This is a genomic window from Bradyrhizobium sp. BR14999 (assembly GCF_056106085.1).
Window position 1 is genome coordinate 6735944 of record NZ_CM148536.1, and the last position, 17781, is coordinate 6753724.

Annotated in this window: 15 protein-coding genes; 1 reads left to right on the forward strand and 14 read right to left on the reverse strand. The window is 65.5% G+C overall.

What is annotated here, in order from left to right:
- Positions 1 to 116 precede the first annotated feature (116 nt).
- The 7 genes from ACR9YP_RS31560 to ACR9YP_RS31590 form a co-directional block, all read right to left on the reverse strand.
- Positions 117 to 1760 (reverse strand): amidase family protein, encoded by a 1644-nt coding sequence (locus tag ACR9YP_RS31560; RefSeq protein WP_438109616.1) that lies wholly within the window; start codon positions 1758 to 1760, stop codon positions 117 to 119.
- A 277-nt stretch (positions 1761 to 2037) separates the two neighbouring features.
- Positions 2038 to 3534: an ABC transporter substrate-binding protein gene (locus ACR9YP_RS31565; protein ID WP_438109617.1), complete on the reverse strand. Its 1497-nt coding sequence runs from the start codon at positions 3532 to 3534 to the stop codon at positions 2038 to 2040.
- A gap of 54 nt (positions 3535 to 3588) precedes the next feature.
- Entirely contained in the window at positions 3589 to 4599 is a 1011-nt protein-coding gene (locus ACR9YP_RS31570; protein WP_438109618.1) for an ABC transporter ATP-binding protein, read from the reverse strand.
- The gene (locus ACR9YP_RS31575; protein WP_474217822.1) at positions 4596 to 5609 is read right to left on the reverse strand and encodes an ABC transporter ATP-binding protein; all 1014 of its coding nucleotides are present in this window, start codon (positions 5607 to 5609) and stop codon (positions 4596 to 4598) included. Before ACR9YP_RS31575 ends, ACR9YP_RS31570 begins: the two co-directional genes overlap by 4 nt.
- A 2-nt stretch (positions 5610 to 5611) precedes the next feature.
- A complete protein-coding gene (locus ACR9YP_RS31580) occupies positions 5612 to 6499 on the reverse strand; it encodes an ABC transporter permease (RefSeq protein ID WP_438109619.1) in 888 nt (295 codons plus the stop codon).
- Positions 6496 to 7446 carry an ABC transporter permease gene (locus ACR9YP_RS31585; RefSeq protein WP_438109620.1) on the reverse strand — a complete coding sequence of 317 codons (951 nt, stop codon included), beginning with the start codon at positions 7444 to 7446 and terminating at the stop codon, positions 6496 to 6498. The genes ACR9YP_RS31580 and ACR9YP_RS31585 overlap by 4 nt, the downstream gene beginning before the upstream one ends.
- A gap of 84 nt (positions 7447 to 7530) precedes the next feature.
- Positions 7531 to 8952, reverse strand: coding sequence for an amidase (locus tag ACR9YP_RS31590; protein ID WP_474217823.1), 1422 nt, complete (start codon positions 8950 to 8952; stop codon positions 7531 to 7533).
- A 124-nt stretch (positions 8953 to 9076) separates the two neighbouring features.
- Between ACR9YP_RS31590 and ACR9YP_RS31595 the strand changes: the two genes are divergently transcribed.
- Positions 9077 to 9964, forward strand: coding sequence for a LysR family transcriptional regulator (locus tag ACR9YP_RS31595; RefSeq protein ID WP_438109621.1), 888 nt, complete (start codon positions 9077 to 9079; stop codon positions 9962 to 9964).
- A gap of 7 nt (positions 9965 to 9971) precedes the next feature.
- On the opposite strand, the gene ACR9YP_RS31600 is transcribed toward ACR9YP_RS31595, so the two are convergent.
- From ACR9YP_RS31600 to ACR9YP_RS31630, 7 genes are all read right to left on the reverse strand, one after another.
- Entirely contained in the window at positions 9972 to 10907 is a 936-nt protein-coding gene (locus ACR9YP_RS31600) for a carbohydrate kinase family protein (protein WP_474217824.1), read from the reverse strand.
- Between the two features lie 5 nt (positions 10908 to 10912).
- Entirely contained in the window at positions 10913 to 12556 is a 1644-nt protein-coding gene (locus ACR9YP_RS31605; RefSeq protein ID WP_474217825.1) for an FGGY-family carbohydrate kinase, read from the reverse strand.
- 37 nt (positions 12557 to 12593) lie between these two features.
- Positions 12594 to 13367, reverse strand: a complete 774-nt coding sequence (locus tag ACR9YP_RS31610) for an SDR family NAD(P)-dependent oxidoreductase (RefSeq protein ID WP_438109623.1) — start codon at positions 13365 to 13367, stop codon at positions 12594 to 12596.
- A 30-nt stretch (positions 13368 to 13397) separates the two neighbouring features.
- Positions 13398 to 14405, reverse strand: a complete 1008-nt coding sequence (locus tag ACR9YP_RS31615; RefSeq protein WP_091892392.1) for an ABC transporter ATP-binding protein — start codon at positions 14403 to 14405, stop codon at positions 13398 to 13400.
- 15 nt (positions 14406 to 14420) lie between these two features.
- Entirely contained in the window at positions 14421 to 15251 is an 831-nt protein-coding gene (locus ACR9YP_RS31620) for a carbohydrate ABC transporter permease (RefSeq protein WP_128934841.1), read from the reverse strand.
- A gap of 1 nt (position 15252) precedes the next feature.
- Positions 15253 to 16125, reverse strand: coding sequence for a carbohydrate ABC transporter permease (locus ACR9YP_RS31625; RefSeq protein ID WP_370990770.1), 873 nt, complete (start codon positions 16123 to 16125; stop codon positions 15253 to 15255).
- A gap of 88 nt (positions 16126 to 16213) precedes the next feature.
- Positions 16214 to 17527: an ABC transporter substrate-binding protein gene (locus ACR9YP_RS31630; RefSeq protein ID WP_091892386.1), complete on the reverse strand. Its 1314-nt coding sequence runs from the start codon at positions 17525 to 17527 to the stop codon at positions 16214 to 16216.
- Positions 17528 to 17781 lie beyond the last annotated feature (254 nt).

Consider the following 17781-nt stretch of genomic DNA (forward strand, 5'->3'; position numbering starts at 1 on the left):
TGACCTTCCGCGGGCGGGACCGCGTGTCCGCATTGTCTGCAAAAGCAGACATCCGATTTTGTCAGTGCATGCCGTCCGGAGCACCTGCGCGCTAACAAGCGCGCAAGGTATGAAGTCTAAAGCGCACTCAACCCTGGCGGCGGCTTGCGCATGTTGGAGGCCTGCTCATAGGCGTAGGCCAGACGCAGCAGCTTGTGCTCGCTCCAGGCACGGCCTGCGAAGGTGACGCCGAGCGGATAGTCCGGCGTGTCCTTGCCGTCGGTCGTCCCCGAGATGAAGCCTCCGGGCACCATGACGCTGGGATAGCCTGCCCTGGCGGCGATCGCGGCGCCTCCGCTGCCGGGGAACAGCACAGCATCGAGTTTGTGCTGGTTCATGTAGGCATCCATGCCGCGGGTCCTGGCGCTGAGCAGGTCCATGGCAAGTGCCGACTTGTACTCGCGTTCGCGTAAGTCGCCTCTGGTGAGGTCGGCGGCGAGGAACAGGTCCTGGCCGAAATGCAGCGCCTTGCCTGCATTCGCCTCGTTGAAGGCCACGATGTCGGTGATAGTCTTGATGGCGGTATTGGTCGCCCAGTCCCTCAGGTAGAGGTTGAGATCTCGCTTCAGTTCGTAGAGGAAGACGATCCGCTGCGTGACTGGATTGCCCTTGTTAGCGCTCAGCGGATTGCGGTTGAGCACGGCCATGATCGTACCTGGTCCGCTCATCCAGCCGGCCGTCGGCATGCTGGCGCGCACGATCACGGCGCCGAGATCCTCCAGCACCTTGATCGCCTTCGCCATCACCTTCGCCCCTTTGGGTGGCAGCTTGCCGTAGAAGGGATCGTTCAGCGGGTCGGCGGGGTCGCTCGGCACGCCGATGCGCGCGCCCTTCATCGCATCCTGCGTCAGGCCGGCGATGTAATCGGCTGGCCGCCGCTGGAGCTCTGTCGCCGTATCGCGCGGGTCCTTCGCCGCCAGCACGTTAAGGAGCAGCGCCGCATCGCGCACGTTGCGCGTCATCGGCCCTGCGGTGTCCAGGCTATGCGCGATCGGCACGATGCCGGCACGGCTGATCAGCCCGACCGTCGGCTTCACGGTGACGAGGCCATTCTGGCTGGCGGGAAACAGCAGCGAGCCCGAGGTCTCGGTGCCGATCGAAGCCGCACACAGCCCGGCCGCCACCGCGACCGCCGAACCCGAGCTCGAGCCGCCCGGGGACACGACCGGGATGCCGCGATCGTCCACCAGCGCAGGCGCGTAAGGATTCTTCACCTGCCCGCCTAGCGAAGAGTAGCCCGCGGGCATGTCGATCGCGAGCATGTTGGAAAACTCGGTCAGGTTCGCCTTGCCCAGGATCACCGCGCCCGCGTCCCGCAGCAGCTTGACGATTGTGGCATCGTCCCGGGCACGTGCGCCTTCCAGCGCCAGCGAGCCCGCCGTCGTCGGCTGTTCGTCGCCGGTCGCAATGTTGTCCTTCACCAGGATTGGAATGCCCGCCAGCGGCCGCTTGGCCGATGGCTTGGTGCCGTCGAGCTTGCCCGCGATCGCGAGCGCATCGGGATTGAGCGCGCGCACGGCGTTGAGTGCGGGCCCGTTGCGGTCGTAGGCCTCGATGCGCGCGAGGTAAGCTTTGGTCAGTGCCGTCGCAGTGACCTGTCCACTGGCCAAGGCCTGAGCGATATCGCTCAGCGATGCATCGACGAGCTTCAGAGGGGTCGGCGCCTCGGCGCCAGGGGCCGCCGCGGCGATGCCAGCATCGCGGCAGGATGGCTTGTTCATGGCGTGCCTCGCCTGACGGCGCGTCCCGAACCATGAGGCCGCGATGATGGCATAATGCCGGTGTTTTGCCCGACGGGTCAATGTCTCAGCGCATAGCGTCGACCTTTGAGCCGCGCAAGGCGTAAACCATTGAGTAAACCATTGAAATGACTACCCCCGGCTACTGTGCATGGGGTTGTTTTTCAGGTTTTTGTTTTGGACCTGCCAAACGATTGGCCTCTCCACGATGGGGAGAGGCCAAAAATTGAAGCGACAGGCTCGACTTGATCGAGCGATCCTACTCCCAGGCCCAGGTCGAGAAATCGTTCTCGTATTGTGGCACGTCCTTCCAGACACCCTTCAGCTTCTTGTTGGTGATGGTGATCAGCTGGGGCTGGTAGAGGTAGGCGGAGACAGCGTCGGTGGCCAGCATGCGCTGGGCGTCGCCGAGCAGTTTTGCGCGGCCAGCCTCGTCGGGTGTCGCGACGATCTGCTTGTAGAGCGCGTTGAACTTCTCGTTGTTGTAGCCGAGGTAGTAGTCCGGCTCGGTGATCTTGACGAGGTCGAACGGCTCGACATGGCTGACGATGGTGAGGTCGAAATTATGCGGACCGTTACCGGCGAACACCTGCGACAGCCACTGCGCCCATTCGACGTTCTCGATCTTGGCGACGATGCCGACCTTGGCGAGCTGGGCTGCGACGATCTCGCCGCCCTGCCGCGCATAGGATGGCGGCGGCAGCTTGAGCGACAATTCGAGCGGCGTGGTGACGCCGGCCTCGCTGAGCAGCTTCTTGGCCTTCTCGGGGTCGTAGGGGTTGATACCGGTGGTGTCGACATAGCCGAGCGCGCCCGGCACGTAGAAGCTGCCGATCGGCGTGCCGAAGCCATCGATGGCGCCGTCGATCATCGCCTTGCGATCGATCGCAGCGAGGATGGCGCGGCGAACGCGGACGTCATCGAGCGGCTTCTTGCGGTGGTTGATCGCGACGATGGTCTTGGCCCTGGAGCCGCCGACCAGCACCGTGAAACGCGGGTCGGCCTTGAACTGGGCGATGGTGCGCTGGGCCGAGACGCGCGGGAACGCATCGACGTCGCCCGAGAGCAGCGCGGCGGTCTGCGCCGCCGGATCGGAGATGAAGCGGATCGTCACCTTCGACAGCTTGACCGCAGCGGCGTTGCGGTAGTCGGCCCATTTGGTCAGGGTGATCGAGGAGCCCTTGGCCCAGGCCCCTAACTGATAGGGCCCGGTGCCGACCGGCTGCGTGACATTGGTGGCTGCGCTCTTCGGCTCGACGATCGAGCCGCTCGCCTGCCCCAGCAGGAATGGCAGGTTCGGCTCCGAATTCTTCAAGGTGATCACGACCGTCTCGGCGTCGGGCGCGGCAACGGACTCGAAGCTCTGGTACAGGCTCTTGTCCTTGTTGGTGCTGGTAGGCACCGCGTTGCGCTCGAACGAGAACTTCACCGCGGCGGAATTGAACGGCTCGCCATTGTGGAATTTGACGCCCTTGCGCAGCTTGAACGTATAGGTCTTCAGGTCGGGCGAAGCGGTCCAGCTCTCGGCCAGCAGGGGCGAGGTGGTGCCATCCTCGTTGATCTTGGTCAGGGTCTCGTAGATGTTGTAGAGCGTGACCTCGGCGATCGCAGCGGCGGCGGCATTGGTGGGATCGAGCCCCGGCGGCTCCAGCGCCATCGCCATGACGACGCTGTCCTTCTTGCTCTGCGCCAGCACCGGCAGCGGCGCCGCGACGAGCGCGGCGGCAAAGGCGACGATCGATAGTTTCCTCAACATGCGTAACTCCCCGGCCATCTCTGTTTCCAGCCTACGCCAATCCTGCCCCGGACACTAACCTTCCATGGCCGCCCGCGGCAACGCCATCACGGCTTCGGCCTTGTGGCAGGCGGCAAGGTGCCCCTCGCCCACCTTGCGTAGCTCAGGCGCCACCTCGCGGCAATGCTGGTCGGCAAGCGGGCAGCGCGCCACATAGGGGCATCCGGCCGCGGCCGCCGCTTGCGAGGCGATCGCCTGGGCTCCGCGCCGCCGCCGGCCGCCGCCGGCGCGCGCCCGCGGCACGGCATCGAGCAGCGCCCGCGTGTAGGGATGGGCGCAGCGCTCGAACAGATCCTCCGGCCGCCCCTGCTCGACGATCCGGCCGAGATACATCACCGCGACCTCGTCGCAGAGATAGTCGACGACGGCGAGGTCATGGCTGATCAGAATGTAGCTGAGGCCGAACTGCTCCTGGAGGTCCTGCATCAGGTTCAGCACCTGCGCCTGCACGGAGACGTCGAGCGCGGAGACGGGCTCGTCCGCCACGATGAGCTTGGGCTGCGTAATCAAGGCACGCGCAATCGCGATGCGCTGGCGCTGGCCGCCTGAGAACTCATGTGGATACTTGTCCATGTCCGCATCGCGCAAGCCGACCTGGCGCAGCACCGCGGCGACGCGTTCGCGGAATTTGGTGCGATCGGCCTCCTCCAGCACGGTGAGCGGCTCGGCGACGATGCGGGCAATTGTCTGGCGCGGATCGAGCGAGCCGTAAGGGTCCTGGAACACCATCTGGAAATCGCGCCTGGCACGGCGCAGCTCGTCGGCAGAAATGCGGTTGAGATCGCGGCCGAGCAGCGCGACCTGGCCCGAGGTGGGCCGCTCCAACGCCATCACCAGTCGCGCGAAGGTCGACTTGCCCGATCCGGACTCGCCGACCACGCCGAGGCTCTTGCCGGCGGCGACCCGCACGTTCACGCCATTGAGCGCGCGCACCTGCCCTGGCGGCCGGAACAGGCTTTCACGCGGCAGCGTGTAACGCTGCACCAGATCCTTCACGTCGAGAAGCGGCTCGGCTGCGGTGATCATGCGGTCAGCGCTCCGACGCGTTCAGCCATCGACACGTCCGTCCTGATGCAGCGCACGAAATGGCCGGGTCCGACGTCCACCATCGGCGGCAGCGCGGCGCGGCACCGATCGATCACCAGCGGGCACCGGTCGGAGAAGGTGCAGCCGGACGGCAGATCGGCGAGCTCCGGCACTGTGCCCGAGATCGTCTTCAGCCGCGTCCCCTTGCGCGCACCGAGCTTCGGCCGGGCGCGGAACAGGCCCTGCGTATAGGGATGCCCCATGCGCCGGAACACCTCGTCGGTCGGCCCGCTCTCGACGACGGTGCCGCCATACATCACCATCATCCGCTGCACGTTCTCGGCGATGACACCGAGGTCGTGCGAGATCAGGATCATCGACATGCCGCGCTCCTCGACGAGATCGGCGATGAGGTCGAGGATCTGGCCCTGGATGGTGACGTCGAGCGCGGTGGTCGGCTCATCCGCGATCAACAGGTCCGGCTCGCAGGCGAGTGCCATGGCGATGGTGATGCGCTGGCGCTGGCCGCCGGAGAACTGGTGCGGATAGGCATCAACGCGCCGTGCGGGATCCGGCAGCCCGACGCGGTCGAGCAAGGCGATCGTCTCGCGCCGCGCCTGCGACGCCGAGTATCTCTTGTGACGCCGCAGCGGCTCGGCGACCTGATGGCCGATCGTGTGCATCGGATTGAGCGCGGTCATCGGCTCCTGGAAGATCATGCTGATGCGGTTGCCGCGCAGGCGGCAATAATCGGCATCCGAAAGCCCGACGAGCTCGTTGCCATCCAGCTTGATGCTGCCGCTGACGACCGCGCTGTCCGGCAGCAGCCCCATCAGGGAGAGTGCCGTGACCGACTTGCCGCAGCCAGACTCGCCGACGAGCCCGAGCGTTTCGCCGCGATTGAGGGCAAAGCTGACGCCACGCACGGCCTGCGCCGGCCCGCGGCTGGTGTTGAGGCGCACGCCGAGATTGGCGACCTCGATCAGTGGCATGGTTGCGGGATCAGCCATTGTCACCGCTCCCGCGCCAGTCTGGGATCGAGCAGGTCGCGCAGTCCGTCACCAAGCAGGTTGAGACCGAGCACCGCGATGGCGATCGCAGCGCCCGGATAGACCGCGAGCATCGGCGACTGGAACAGCAGCGTCTGCGCATCGTTCAGCATGCGGCCCCATGACGGCTGCGGCGGCTGCGTGCCGAGGCCGAGATAGGATAAAGCGGCTTCGGCGAGAATGGCGAGCGCGAACTGGATGGTGACCTGCACGATCAGGATCGACAAGATGTTGGGCAGGACGTGCTCGATGGTGATGCGGAAGCGCCCCTTGCCCGCGGCGCGCGCGGCCAGCACGAATTCGCGCGCCCAGATCGCGTTGGCCGAACCGCGGGTCAGCCGCGTCAGTGTCGGAATCTGGAAGATTCCGATCGCGACGATCGAAGTCACCATGCCCGGCCCGACCACCGCGGCGAGCATGATCGCAGAGAGCACGGCCGGAAAGGCGAAGCTGAAATCGGCGAAGCGCATGATGATCTCCTCGGTCCAGCCGCGCCTGGCCGAGGCGATCAGGCCGAGGCAGACGCCGAAGCTGAGACCGATGCTCACCGCGATGATGCCGACCATGATGGTCGAACGCGCGCCGGCAAGCAGCAGCGAGACGATATCGCGACCGAAGGAATCGGTGCCGAGCCAGTGCGATGCCGACGGCGGCCGGAGTTTCGAGGCTATGTCGATCTCATAGGGCGACCACGGCGTCCACACCAGCGACAGCAGCGCGGACGCGAGCACCAGCAGGCTCAGTGCGCCGCCGAGCACGAAGCTGCGATGACGCAGTGCGCGGCGCCAGAACGTCCGGGCAGGCAGCGGCCGCATTGCAACCGGCGCGTCAATGGTCAGGGGCGCGCTCACAGGTCGTGGACCTTGATACGGGGATCGATGAAGGCATAGAGCACATCGACCACGAAATTGACGATGACGACCATGGCAGCGAGCAGCATCACGCAGTTGCGCACCACGATCAGGTCGCGGTTGGCGATCGATTGGAAGATCAAGCGGCCGAGGCCCGGCAGGTAGAACACGTTCTCGATCACGATGGTGCCGGCGAGCAGATTGGCGAATTGCAGCCCCATCACGGTCATCACGGGGATCATGGCGTTGCGCAGCACGTGGCGCCACAGCACCTCGCGCTTGCCGAGCCCTTTCGCACGTGCCGTGCGGACGAAGTCCTCACGCAGCACCTCGAGCACGGCCGAGCGGGTGACCCGCGCGAGGATCGCGGCCTGTACCACCGCAAGCGAGATCGCCGGCAGCAGCAGCGACTTGATGCCGGGCCAGACGCCATCGTCCCAGCCGGCAAAGCCGCCCGCCGAGAGCCATTGCAGCCGCACCGAGAACAACAGCACCAGAAGGATTGCGAACCAGAAGTTCGGCAGCGCGATGCCCACCTGCGTCAGCGACATCACGCCGACGTCGCCGAGCTTGTTGTGGTTGGCGGCGGTAAAGATGCCGGCGGAGAGCGCCAGCGTCACCGTGACCGTCATGGCCATGATCGCGAGCGGAATGGTCAGCACCAACCGCTCCGCGATCAGGCTCGCGACCGACGTGCCGTAGACATAGGAGCTGCCGAGATCGCCGACGAGGAGGCCTTTGATCCATTGCAGATAGCGAACCGCCAGCGGCTGATCGAGCCCGAGCTTGATAGTGAGCGCGCGGACGGCGTCCGGCGAGGCATCGGCGCCCATCAGCATCTGCGCGGCGTTGCCGGGCAGCGCGTCGAGCACCAGGAAGATGATCAGCGAGGCGCCGACCAGCGTCGCCAGCAAGGTCAACAGACGTCGGAGGACAAAGACGCTCATGCGTGCTCGGCTTCAGGGCTCACCCGCGGCACGATCAACATGTCTGGCCGCCGGAGGCAAGCTCTTTGCTGCATGCCCATCTCCTCAGGCCGGCCAGCGGGACAGAAGGTCGCTTGAAGCCTCGAACAGCGCGCTCACGCGCAGCAATTCGGCGTCGCCGCGGAAGCGGCCGACGAGCTGAAGCCCGATCGGCAGGCCGTCGCGGCCGAAACCGCAGGGCAGGCTGACGGCGGGATGCCCGGTCATGTTGAAGGGCATGGTCCAGGGGAACCAATGCGGCCGGACGCTGTCGAAATGCGCCCCGTCGATCTCGATGGTGCCGAACAGGTCCTGGTCGATCGGCAGCGCGGTGCGCGTCAGTGTCGGCATCGCCAGCAGGTGCCCGCGCGCAAGCAACGATTGCACCCGGCGGAACAGCGCGGTGCGCGCGAACATCGCCTCCTGATAGTCTACGCCGCTGACCTCGGTTGCGAGCGCAAGCTGCTTGAGAAAGGCCTCGCTCAGCTCGTCCTTGTGCTCGGCCGCGAGCTTTGCAAAGCGCGTGCGCCAGACCGTATGGTTGATGGCGCGCCAGATCGGCTCGATGTCGAAACCGTCGCCGGAGAATTCTTCGAGCTCGGCACCGAGCTCCGCCAGCCTGTCGAGGCTCGCCTTGAAGCCGGCCGCGACGTCCGATGACACCGGGCGCCCGGGCGGGGAAGCACAGAACAGGATCTTCTGCCCGCGCAGGTCGCCGCGCGGGGCGGCGCTGCCGATGAAATCAGGTACCGGGACGCCGATCGACCAGGGGTCGCAAGAATCCTCACCGGCCATCGCTTGCATCATCAACGCGGTGTCGGCGACGGTACGGGTGGTCGGCGTGACATAGGTCTGGTTGCCGAACACGTCCAGCGCCTGGCTGTGCGGGACGACGCCGTTGCTCTGCTTCAGCCCGACCACGCCATTGCAGGCTGCCGGAATCCGCGTCGAGCCGCCGCCGTCGGTCGCGATTGCAAGTGGCGCGATGCCGCTCGCCACCGCCACCGCCGCGCCGCCGCTGGAGCCGCCGGAGGAACGCTCCGCACTCCACGCATTACGGGTGCGGCCGAACAACGGCGAATCCGTCAGGCACTTGCTACCGAATTCCGGCGTCGTGGTCTTGCCGATCAGGATCGCGCCCTCGCTGCGCAGCCGCGCAACGGCGACGGCATCCTCGGTCGGCACGTTGTCCTTGTAGGGAACGGCGCCGAAGGTGGTCTTCACGCCTTTGGTGTTGACGATGTCCTTGACGCTGACGGGGATGCCGTGCAGTAGGCCGAGGGGCTCGCCGGCCATCACCTTGCGCTCGGCTTCGCGCGCAGCTGCGATCGCCTCGTCACCGCACAGCGTGATGAAGCAGTTCAATGCGGGCTGAAGCGCCTCGGCGCGCGCAAGAACCGCGCGGACGATCTCGACCGGCGAAATCCGCTTTCCGGCGACGAGGCCGCGCAGCTCGGTTGCGGACAAGAGACAAGGATCGCCGTTCATCGTCAAATCGCTCCGAAGCGTGGGCCGCCGTTGGCCCAAAGACATTGACAGCGAGAATGACAGTTTTGTTAACTCGCCGTCCAATACGATTTTTGTCGTCAAGCCATACGCTTTCGGTATGCCAATGGATCTTCGCCGGCTCCGCTATTTCGTCGCCGTCGCCGAGGCGCGCAGCATCGGCAAGGCGGCTGAGCGGCTCCGGATGGCGCAGCCGCCGCTCTCGGTCCAGATCCGCAAGCTCGAGGCCGAGATCGGCGCGCCGCTGTTCCGCCGCGGCACCCGCGGCATGGACCTGACCGAGGCGGGTCAGGCGCTGCTGGCGCGCGCCAGCGAAGCGCTCGCCCTTGCGGCCGACGGGGCCGAAGCCGCGCGCGCGGTTGCTTCGGGACGGCGCGGGCGGCTGTCGGTGGGCTACATGTTCGTGTTGGCGAATGCGATGCTGCCGCGGCTCATCCCCGAGCTCCGCCGCGCAGTTCCCGGCGTCGACCTCGGCTTCGCCGAGCTCAGCGCCTCGACGCGTGAGGCCCGCGTGCTCGACCGCAGCGTCACGGTGGCGCTGTGCATGCCGGCAATCAATCATCCTGAGATCCAGGTGGCACGGATCGGTGCGCAGCCCTTCATGCTGGCCATGCCGATCCGCTCGCCACTCGCCCGTCTGAGCTCCGTGCCAATGGCCCGCCTGCAGGGCCGTCCGCTGATCGCGCTCCCGCATCCGGACCATGGGCCCGCCTCCTCCGCCGTCGTGCCCCTGTTGCGTCGGCACCAAGTCGTGATGCCGATCGCCAGCCGGGTGGAGACGGTGCATTCGGCGATGAGCCTGGTTCTGGCCGGCGAAGGTCTCGCTATCCTGCCGGCCTGCGCGCAGCTCGGCGCGCCACGCGGCATCGTGTTCAGACGACTGCGTGACGTCACCGACTCCCTCGACATCGCAGTCTGTTGGCGGCGGGATTCCCAGAGTCCGCTGATCGGAACCTTCCTCAAATGTGCCGAGAAGGCCGTCGCGCGGATGTGAGGCCGCGCTACAAGCTCCAACTCACCTCAAAGCTCCAGGGCGGATCGGCGCCCGGGCGGGTGCAGGTCAGGCCGGCGCAATTGGCGGCGAAGGACAGCGCGCGGCGGAGCTCGTCGGCCCTGATGTCCTTTAGGGTTTGCCGGGCAATGCGACCCTGCTTGTGCAAGGCGAACAGCAGCGCGGCCTGAAAGCTGTCGCCGGCCCCGATGGTGTCGGCCACCTCGATCTTTGGCGCGGCGACCTCAATCTGCCCTGCGCCCGCGTGCCAAGCGACCGCGCCGTCGTTGCCGCGGGTGATGACGACGAGGCTCGTACCCTGCCCCAGCAGCGCGCTCGCGCGTTGTTGATATGGCTCGTCCCCGAAGAGATAGGCAAAGTCAACGTCCGACATCTTGATGAGATCGGCGCTGGCAGCGAAGCCGGCCATGCGCGCGAGATAGGCTGGCTTGTCCTTGACCAGATTGGGGCGGCAGTTCGGATCGAAGGAGATGGTCGACGACGCCCGCGCGTCCGCGATCAGGGCCTTCGTCTCGGCCGCGCCCTGGTCGTTGACCAGCGTGGTCGAACCGACATGAAGGGCTTCGACCTTATCGAACGGAATCGATCCGCGCCGATAGCTCCAGTTCCGCGTTGCAGTCCCGGCATCATAGAACGCATAATGTGACTCGCCCGCGACGATGCGGACGAAAGCGAGCGTGGTCTGGTGATCGCTGCGGGTGGCGAAGCTGAGCTCCACATGCGAGGCCGCGGCATGATCGGCAATCATCCGCCCGAACAGATCGGTCGAGACGCCGCCGACGAAGCCGGTCGGTGCGCCCAGCCGGGCCATGCCGATTGCGACGTTGAGACAGGAGCCGCCGACCGCCGGCATCACTGCCTCGCGGCCGTCGGCATTTTGCGTCGGCACGAAATCGATCAGCGCATCGCCGCAGGCAATCAGCATCCGTTTCAACCTCTCGCGATGTCGCGCATCGCCGTGCGGCTGCCGCGATCGACCTCGCGCAGCAGCTTGTAGACCTCGCGCTTGCGGGCGTGAAACGCCGCCATGTCGGGCGCGGTCGGCTCGCTCTTGCGTCCCAGCGCCGACATCTTTGCCATGGTCTCGCCGATCGAGACATAGGCGCCGCCGGCCACCGCGCCGAGCATCGCGGCGCCCAGCAGCACCGGCTCTTTCGTCTGCGGCAGCGCAACCGTGAGGCCGGTCGTATCGGCCATGATCTGCCGCACTAGCGGGCTGCGGCTGGCGCCGCCGCCCATGATCATGATGCTGGAGCGCACGCCGTGCGCGGCAAAGGCCTCGATCACCTCGGCCAGCCCATAGGCGAGCCCGCAGAGACCGGCGACGAACAGCCGCTCCATCGAAGCGATATCGGTGTCGAGATCGAGGCCGGCGATCACGGCGCGCGTATCAGGGTCGGCGTAGGGCGAGCGGTTGCCGATGAATTCGGGCAGCACATGGACGTCGCGGGCGAGCAGCGCGGCGCGGCTGGCATCGCCTGCGCGCGCGATGATGCGGCGCTCGAGGAAGTCGATGAGGTCGAGGCCCTCGTTGCGCGCAGCCGCGCTGGCCTTACCAAACCCCGGATGCGATTTGAGGAGGTGATCGATCGCCGCGCCCGCGGCCGACTGGCCGCCCTCGTTGAGCCAGAAGTCCGGCACCATGCCGGAGTAATAAGGCCCCCACACGCCGGGCACGAAGCACGGTTCCTTGGTGGTCGCCATGATACAGGCCGAAGTCCCCATGATGTAGGCGAGGCGATCGCACGCGTCGGTCGCCCCGCCCGAGCCGTCGCGGCCGCCGATTGCGCCGATGCCGCCGGCATGCGCATCGATCAGCGACGCGCCGACCGGTATGCCCGGCGACAGGCCGAGATCAGCCGCAGCAGTCGGGGTGAGACCTGCACCGAGCCGCGTGCCGGGGGCAACGATCTCGGTGCCGATGCGGGCATATGTCTCGGCCACGAAATCCGACAGCCCGATGCGCTTGAAGAACGGCGCGCTCCAGCCGCCGTCATGCGCGAGGTAGTTCCACTTGCAGGTGACGGTGCAAGTCGAGCGCTGGAGCGAGCCGGTCGCGCGCCAGGTCAGGTAATCCGCCAGATCGAAGAAGTGACCAGCAGCGTCGAAACTCGCGCGAAGATGCCGCTTCAGCCACAGCAGCTTAGGCATCTCCATCTCGGGCGAGATCGAACCGCCGACATAGCGCAGCACGGCATCCTCGGTCTCGTTGATTAGCCGCGCCTCAGCGGTGGCGCGATGGTCCATCCAGACGATGACGTTGCGCTGCTTGTCGCCGGAGCCGCTGACCGTGAGTGCCTCGCCTTGCCTATCGAGGACGACCAGCGAACAGGTGGCATCAAAACCGATACCGCCGACGCTGTTGGGCGTGATACCAGCTTCCGTCACCGCTGCGCGTACCGATATCGCGCAGGCGTCCCAGATGTCCTGGGACGACTGCTCGACGATATCGCCGGCCTCGTGCCAGATCCGGATCGGGTGCCGCGCCATCGCGAGCAGCGTGCCCGCCTCGTCAAACACCCCTGCCCGCGTGCTCGTGGTCCCTACATCAACGCCGATATACGCTCGCGGCATTGTCGCTCCCGGTCGCTTCGTCAGTCTTGACGCAAGCCTACCAGCAAGTGTAGCCGCCATCTACCAGCACGATGCTGCCGGTCATCAGGCTTGCGGCCTCGGACGAGAGGAACAGCACGACGGAGGCGATCTCTTCGACCTGCCCCATCCGGGCCATCGGGGTTCCACCGATCCAGGCGTCGTACATTTTCGGGTTGCTCTTCACGAAGGCGTTCAGCGGCGTCTCGATATAGGTCGGCGCCACCGCGTTGACCCGGATGCCGCGCGCGCCCCATTCGGCGGCGAGCGACTTGGTGAGATGGTGCACACCGGCCTTGGAGGCGTTGTAGAAGCATTGCTCCTGCGGCTTGTTGACGATGAAGCCGGACATCGAGCCGACATTGACGATGGCACCGCTCTTGGCCTTCAGCATATGCTTGCCGAACTCGCGGCAGCACCAGAAGGTGCCGTTGAGATTGACGTCGATGACGTTGAGCCAGTGCTCGTCGGTCACGGTCTCCGCCGGGGTCTCGCTGCGCGCGATGCCGGCATTGTTGACGAGGATGTCGACCTTGCCGTGGCGGGCGACGAGGTCGTTTGCGACCTCCGCCACACGCTTGGTATCGGTGACGTCCATGATCGCGGTCTCGATGTCGTAGCCCTTAGCCTTGAGGCTGGCCTTTGCGCTGTCGGCGACCTTGCTGTCGCGATCGCCGATGACGACCCTAGCGCCGGCCTCGGCCAGCGCTTCGGCGCAGGCGAGCCCAATGCCCTGCCCGCCACCGGTGATGAACGCGGTCTTGCCGTTCAGCTTGAATTTTTCCAGGTACATGGTGATCTTCCGTTTTTTTGCCGTTTCTTCTCAGCCTCGAAGCGCGTTGCCGCCCTGGTCGAAGCGATGGATGCGCGCAGGGTCCGGCACCAGCGACACGCGATCGCCGGCGTGCAGGCTCAATTCGCCGATGTAGCGCGCCGTCAGCATGCCGAGCGGGCCGGCATCGACATAAAGAAAAGTGTCGCTACCGAGATGCTCGGCCACCGCGATCGTGCCCTGCCAGCCGCCGGCACCGTCGCGCTCGATCTTGAGGTGCTCCGGCCGCACACCGATCGTCACGGCCCCCTTCTGCAAGGCCGGCTCACCGGTGACGAAATTCATCTTGGGCGAGCCGATGAAGCCGGCGACGAAGAGATTGGCCGGCCGCTCGTAGAGATCCAGTGGCGAGCCATATTGCTCGATCTTGCCGCCGTTGAGCACGACGATCTTGTCGGCCATGGTCATGGCCTCGACCTGGTCGTGGGTGACGTAGATCGCGGTGGTGCCGAGCTGCTTCTGCAGCCGCGTCACCTCGATGCGCATCTGCACGCGCAGCGCCGCATCGAGGTTGGAGAGCGGCTCGTCGAACAGGAACGCCTTGGGCTCGCGCACGATGGCCCGCCCGATCGCGACGCGCTGGCGCTGGCCGCCGGAGAGTTCGCGCGGCTTGCGATCGAGATACGGCGTGAGATTCAGCGTCGCGGCCGCCGCCTCCACCTTGCGGTTGATCTCGTCCTTGGCAAGGCCGGCCATCTTCAGGCCGAAGCCGATATTGCCGCGCACGCTCATATGCGGATAGAGCGCGTAGGACTGGAACACCATCGACAGCCCGCGCTTGGCCGGCGGCGTGTCGACGACGTTCTTGCCGTCGATCAGGATCTTACCGCCGGAGACGTCCTCGAGCCCGGCGATCAGCCGCAGCAGCGTGGTCTTGCCGCAGCCGGAGGGACCGACGAACACCACGAAGGAGCCGTCGGCGATGTCCAAATCGGCGCCTTTGATGATGTGCACGGGGCCGAAGGATTTCTGCACGTCCTGAAGTGTGATCTGACCCATGATCCGGCAGCCCCTCTACTTCACCGCGCCGAAAGTGAGCCCGCGCACGAGCTGCTTCTGGCTGAACCAACCGAGGACGAGAATGGGCGCGATCGCCAGCGTCGAGGCCGCCGACAGCTTTGCCCAGAACAGCCCTTCCGGGCTCGAATAGGAAGCGATGAACGTGGTGAGCGGCGCGGCGTTCGAGGTCGACAGGTTGAGCGTCCAGAACGCCTCGTTCCAGGCCAGGATCAGGTTGAGCAGCAAAGTCGAGGCGAGCCCCGGGATCGCCATCGGCGTCAGCACGTAGACGAGCTCGCGGCCTATTGTTGCGCCGTCCATGCGCGCGGCCTCCAGGATATCGCGCGGGATCTCCTTGAAATAGGTGAACAGCATCCAGATCACGATCGGCAAATTGCCGAGGCACAGGATGAAGACGAGGCCGATGCGGGAATCGAGCAGGCCGAAGAACTTGTAGATCAGGTAGATCGGCACCAACACACCGACCGGCGGCATCATCTTGGTCGAGAGCATCCAGAGCAGGATGTCCTTGGTGCGCTTGGTCGGCGAGAACGCCATCGACCAGGCCGCGGGAATGGCGATCAGGAGCGCAATCAGCGTCGAGCCGCCGGCGATGATGATCGAGTTCATCGCGTGGTGGAAATAGTCGCTGCGCTCCTGCACCGTCGCGTAGTTTTCCGTGGTCCAATGGAAGAACAGGAAGGATGGCGGGACGGCGAAGGCCTCGAGCTCGGTCTTGAAGCTCGCCAGCACCATCCACAGGATCGGGAAGAAGATCAGAAATCCGAACAGCCAGGCCGCTGCCGTCGATATCGCCACCCGCCGCGTCGTCGCCATCCGTGCCATGTCAGGCCTCCAGGTTGCGGCCAACGATGCGGACCAGGAAGAAGGCGACGACATTGGCGATCACCACCGCAACGAGGCCGCCCGCGGAGGCGCTGCCGACGTCGAACTGGATCAGCGCCTGCGAATAAATCAGGAAGGCGATGTTGGTGGTCTGCAAGCCCGGCCCGCCGCCAGTGGTGACAAAGATCTCGGCGAACACGGTGAGCAGGAAGATGGTCTCGATCAGGATCACCACCGTGATGGGGCGCGCGAGGTGCGGCAGGGTGATGTAGATGAAGGTCGAGACGGCGCTGGCGCCATCCATCTCGGCGGCCTCCTTCTGCTCCTCATCGAGTGATTGCAGTGCAGTAAGCAGGATCAGCATCGCGAACGGCAGCCATTGCCACGTCACGATCAGGATCACCGCAAACAGCGGCATATCGTTGAACCAGTCGATCGGTGTCAGGCCGAAGAGCGAAGCGAGCCAGGCGAACAATCCCGACACCGGGTGCATCAACAGGTTCTTCCAGACCAGCGCGCTCACCGTCGGCATCACGAAGAACGGCGCAATCACCATCAGCCGGACGAAATTGCGCCCGATCACGGGCTGGTCCATCAGCAGTGCCAGGGGAATGCCGAGCAGGATGGTCAGCGCCAGCACGGAGCCGACCAGCACCAGGGTGTTCTGGAGCGAGGCAAGGAAGGCCGGATCGGTGAGGAAGTAGCGAAAGTTTTCCAGACCTACGAACGATTCCGAGCCGGGATCGAGCAGGCTGTAATGCAGCGTCGCGAAATAGATCGTCAGCGCGAGCGGGACGATCATCCAGATGAACAGCAGCCCGACGGCCGGCGTCAGGAGCGAACGCGCAAGAAACTGCGTCTGCCGGGTTGCCATCCCTGGCTTCTCCTTTCGGGGAAGAAGGCGGCCATCCATCCGTACGGCGGATGGCCGCCAGTTTGAGCTCAGGAGGGAGAGCTCGGGTTCACTTGATGTAGCCGGCGCGTTTCATCTCGCGCTCGGTGGAGGATTGCGCCGCGGTCAGCGCGGCATCGACCGTCATTGATCCCGCAAGGGCAGCCGAGAACTGCTGGCCCACCTGCGTGCCGATGCCCTGGAATTCGGGGATCGCGGCGTATTGTACGCCGACGTAAGGCACCGGCTTCACCGTCGGCTTGTTCGGATCGGCGGCATCGATCGAGGCCAGCGTCAGCTTGGCGAAGGGAGCGACCTTCAGATAGTCCTGGTTCTGGTAGAGCGAGGTCCGCGTACCCGGCGGCACGTTGGCCCAGCCCTCCTTCGACGCGACGAGCTTGGTGTAGTCCTTGCTCGTGGCCCAGGCGATGAACTTCTCGGCCGCTTCCGTCTTCTTGGAGCCGGCGGGGATCGCGAGATTCCAGGCCCACAGCCAGTTGGCGTTCTTGCCGAGCCCGGTGTTGGGTGCGAGCGCGAAGCCGACCTTGTCGGCGACCTTGGAATCCTTCGGGTTGGTGACGAAGGACGCGGCGACCGTAGCGTCGATCCACATCGCGCACTTGCCGGCGTTGAACAGCGCCAGATTCTCGTTGAAGCCGTTGGAGCTCGCGCCGGGAGGACCGGCTTCCTTCATGAGATTGACGTAGGTGGTCAGCGTCGCCTTCCATTCCGGCGTATTGAACTGCGGCTCCCACTTCTCGTCGAACCAGCGCGCGCCGTAGGAATTGGCCATGGCCGAGAGGAACGCCATGTTCTCGCCCCAGCCGGCCTTGCCGCGCAGGCAAATGCCGTAGACGCCGGCGCTCTTGTCGGTGAGCTTCTTGGCGGCGTCGATGACGAAATCCCAGGTCGGTTTCTCCGGCATCTTCAGGCCGGCCTTCTCGAACAAATCGGTGCGGTACATCACCATCGAGCTCTCGCCATAGAACGGCGCGGCGTAGAGCTTGCCGTCGACGGAGACCGCATCCTTGATCTTCGGCAAGAGGTCGGCGACGTCGTAATCGGCGCCGAGATTGGCAAGCGGCACCAGCCAGCCCTTCTTGGCCCAGATCGGCACCTCATAGGTGCCAATGGTCAGCACGTCGAATTGGCCGCCCTTGGTGGCGATGTCGGTGGTGACGCGCTGGCGCAGCACGTTCTCCTCCAGCGTCACCCATTTCACGGTGATATCGGGGTTCTTCTTGGTGAACTCACCCGTCAGCCCCTGCATGCGGATCATGTCGCCATTGTTGACGGTGGCGATGGTCAGGGTCGTTTCGGCCATCGCGGGGATGGCCAACAGCAGGCAAGACGCGCCGCAGACGGCGCCCAGGACGTGTTTCACGGTGACCTCCCTAGAATCGCGTTTTGAGCATATGCCCACGCGTTGGGCGTATGTTCAGCTCAAGGAAGACGGTTGTCAAGCAGGCGCGCGAGCATTCAGGCAACTTATGAGTGCTGCGGTGCGGGAGGGGGTGCGAGGTGTCGCTTCACTCACAGCTGTCATGCCCCGCGAAGGCGGGGCATCCAGTACTCCGTGTCGTCCATTGGTTTGCCCAAAGCGGGGCCGCGGCGTACTGGATCGTCCGCCTGCGCGGA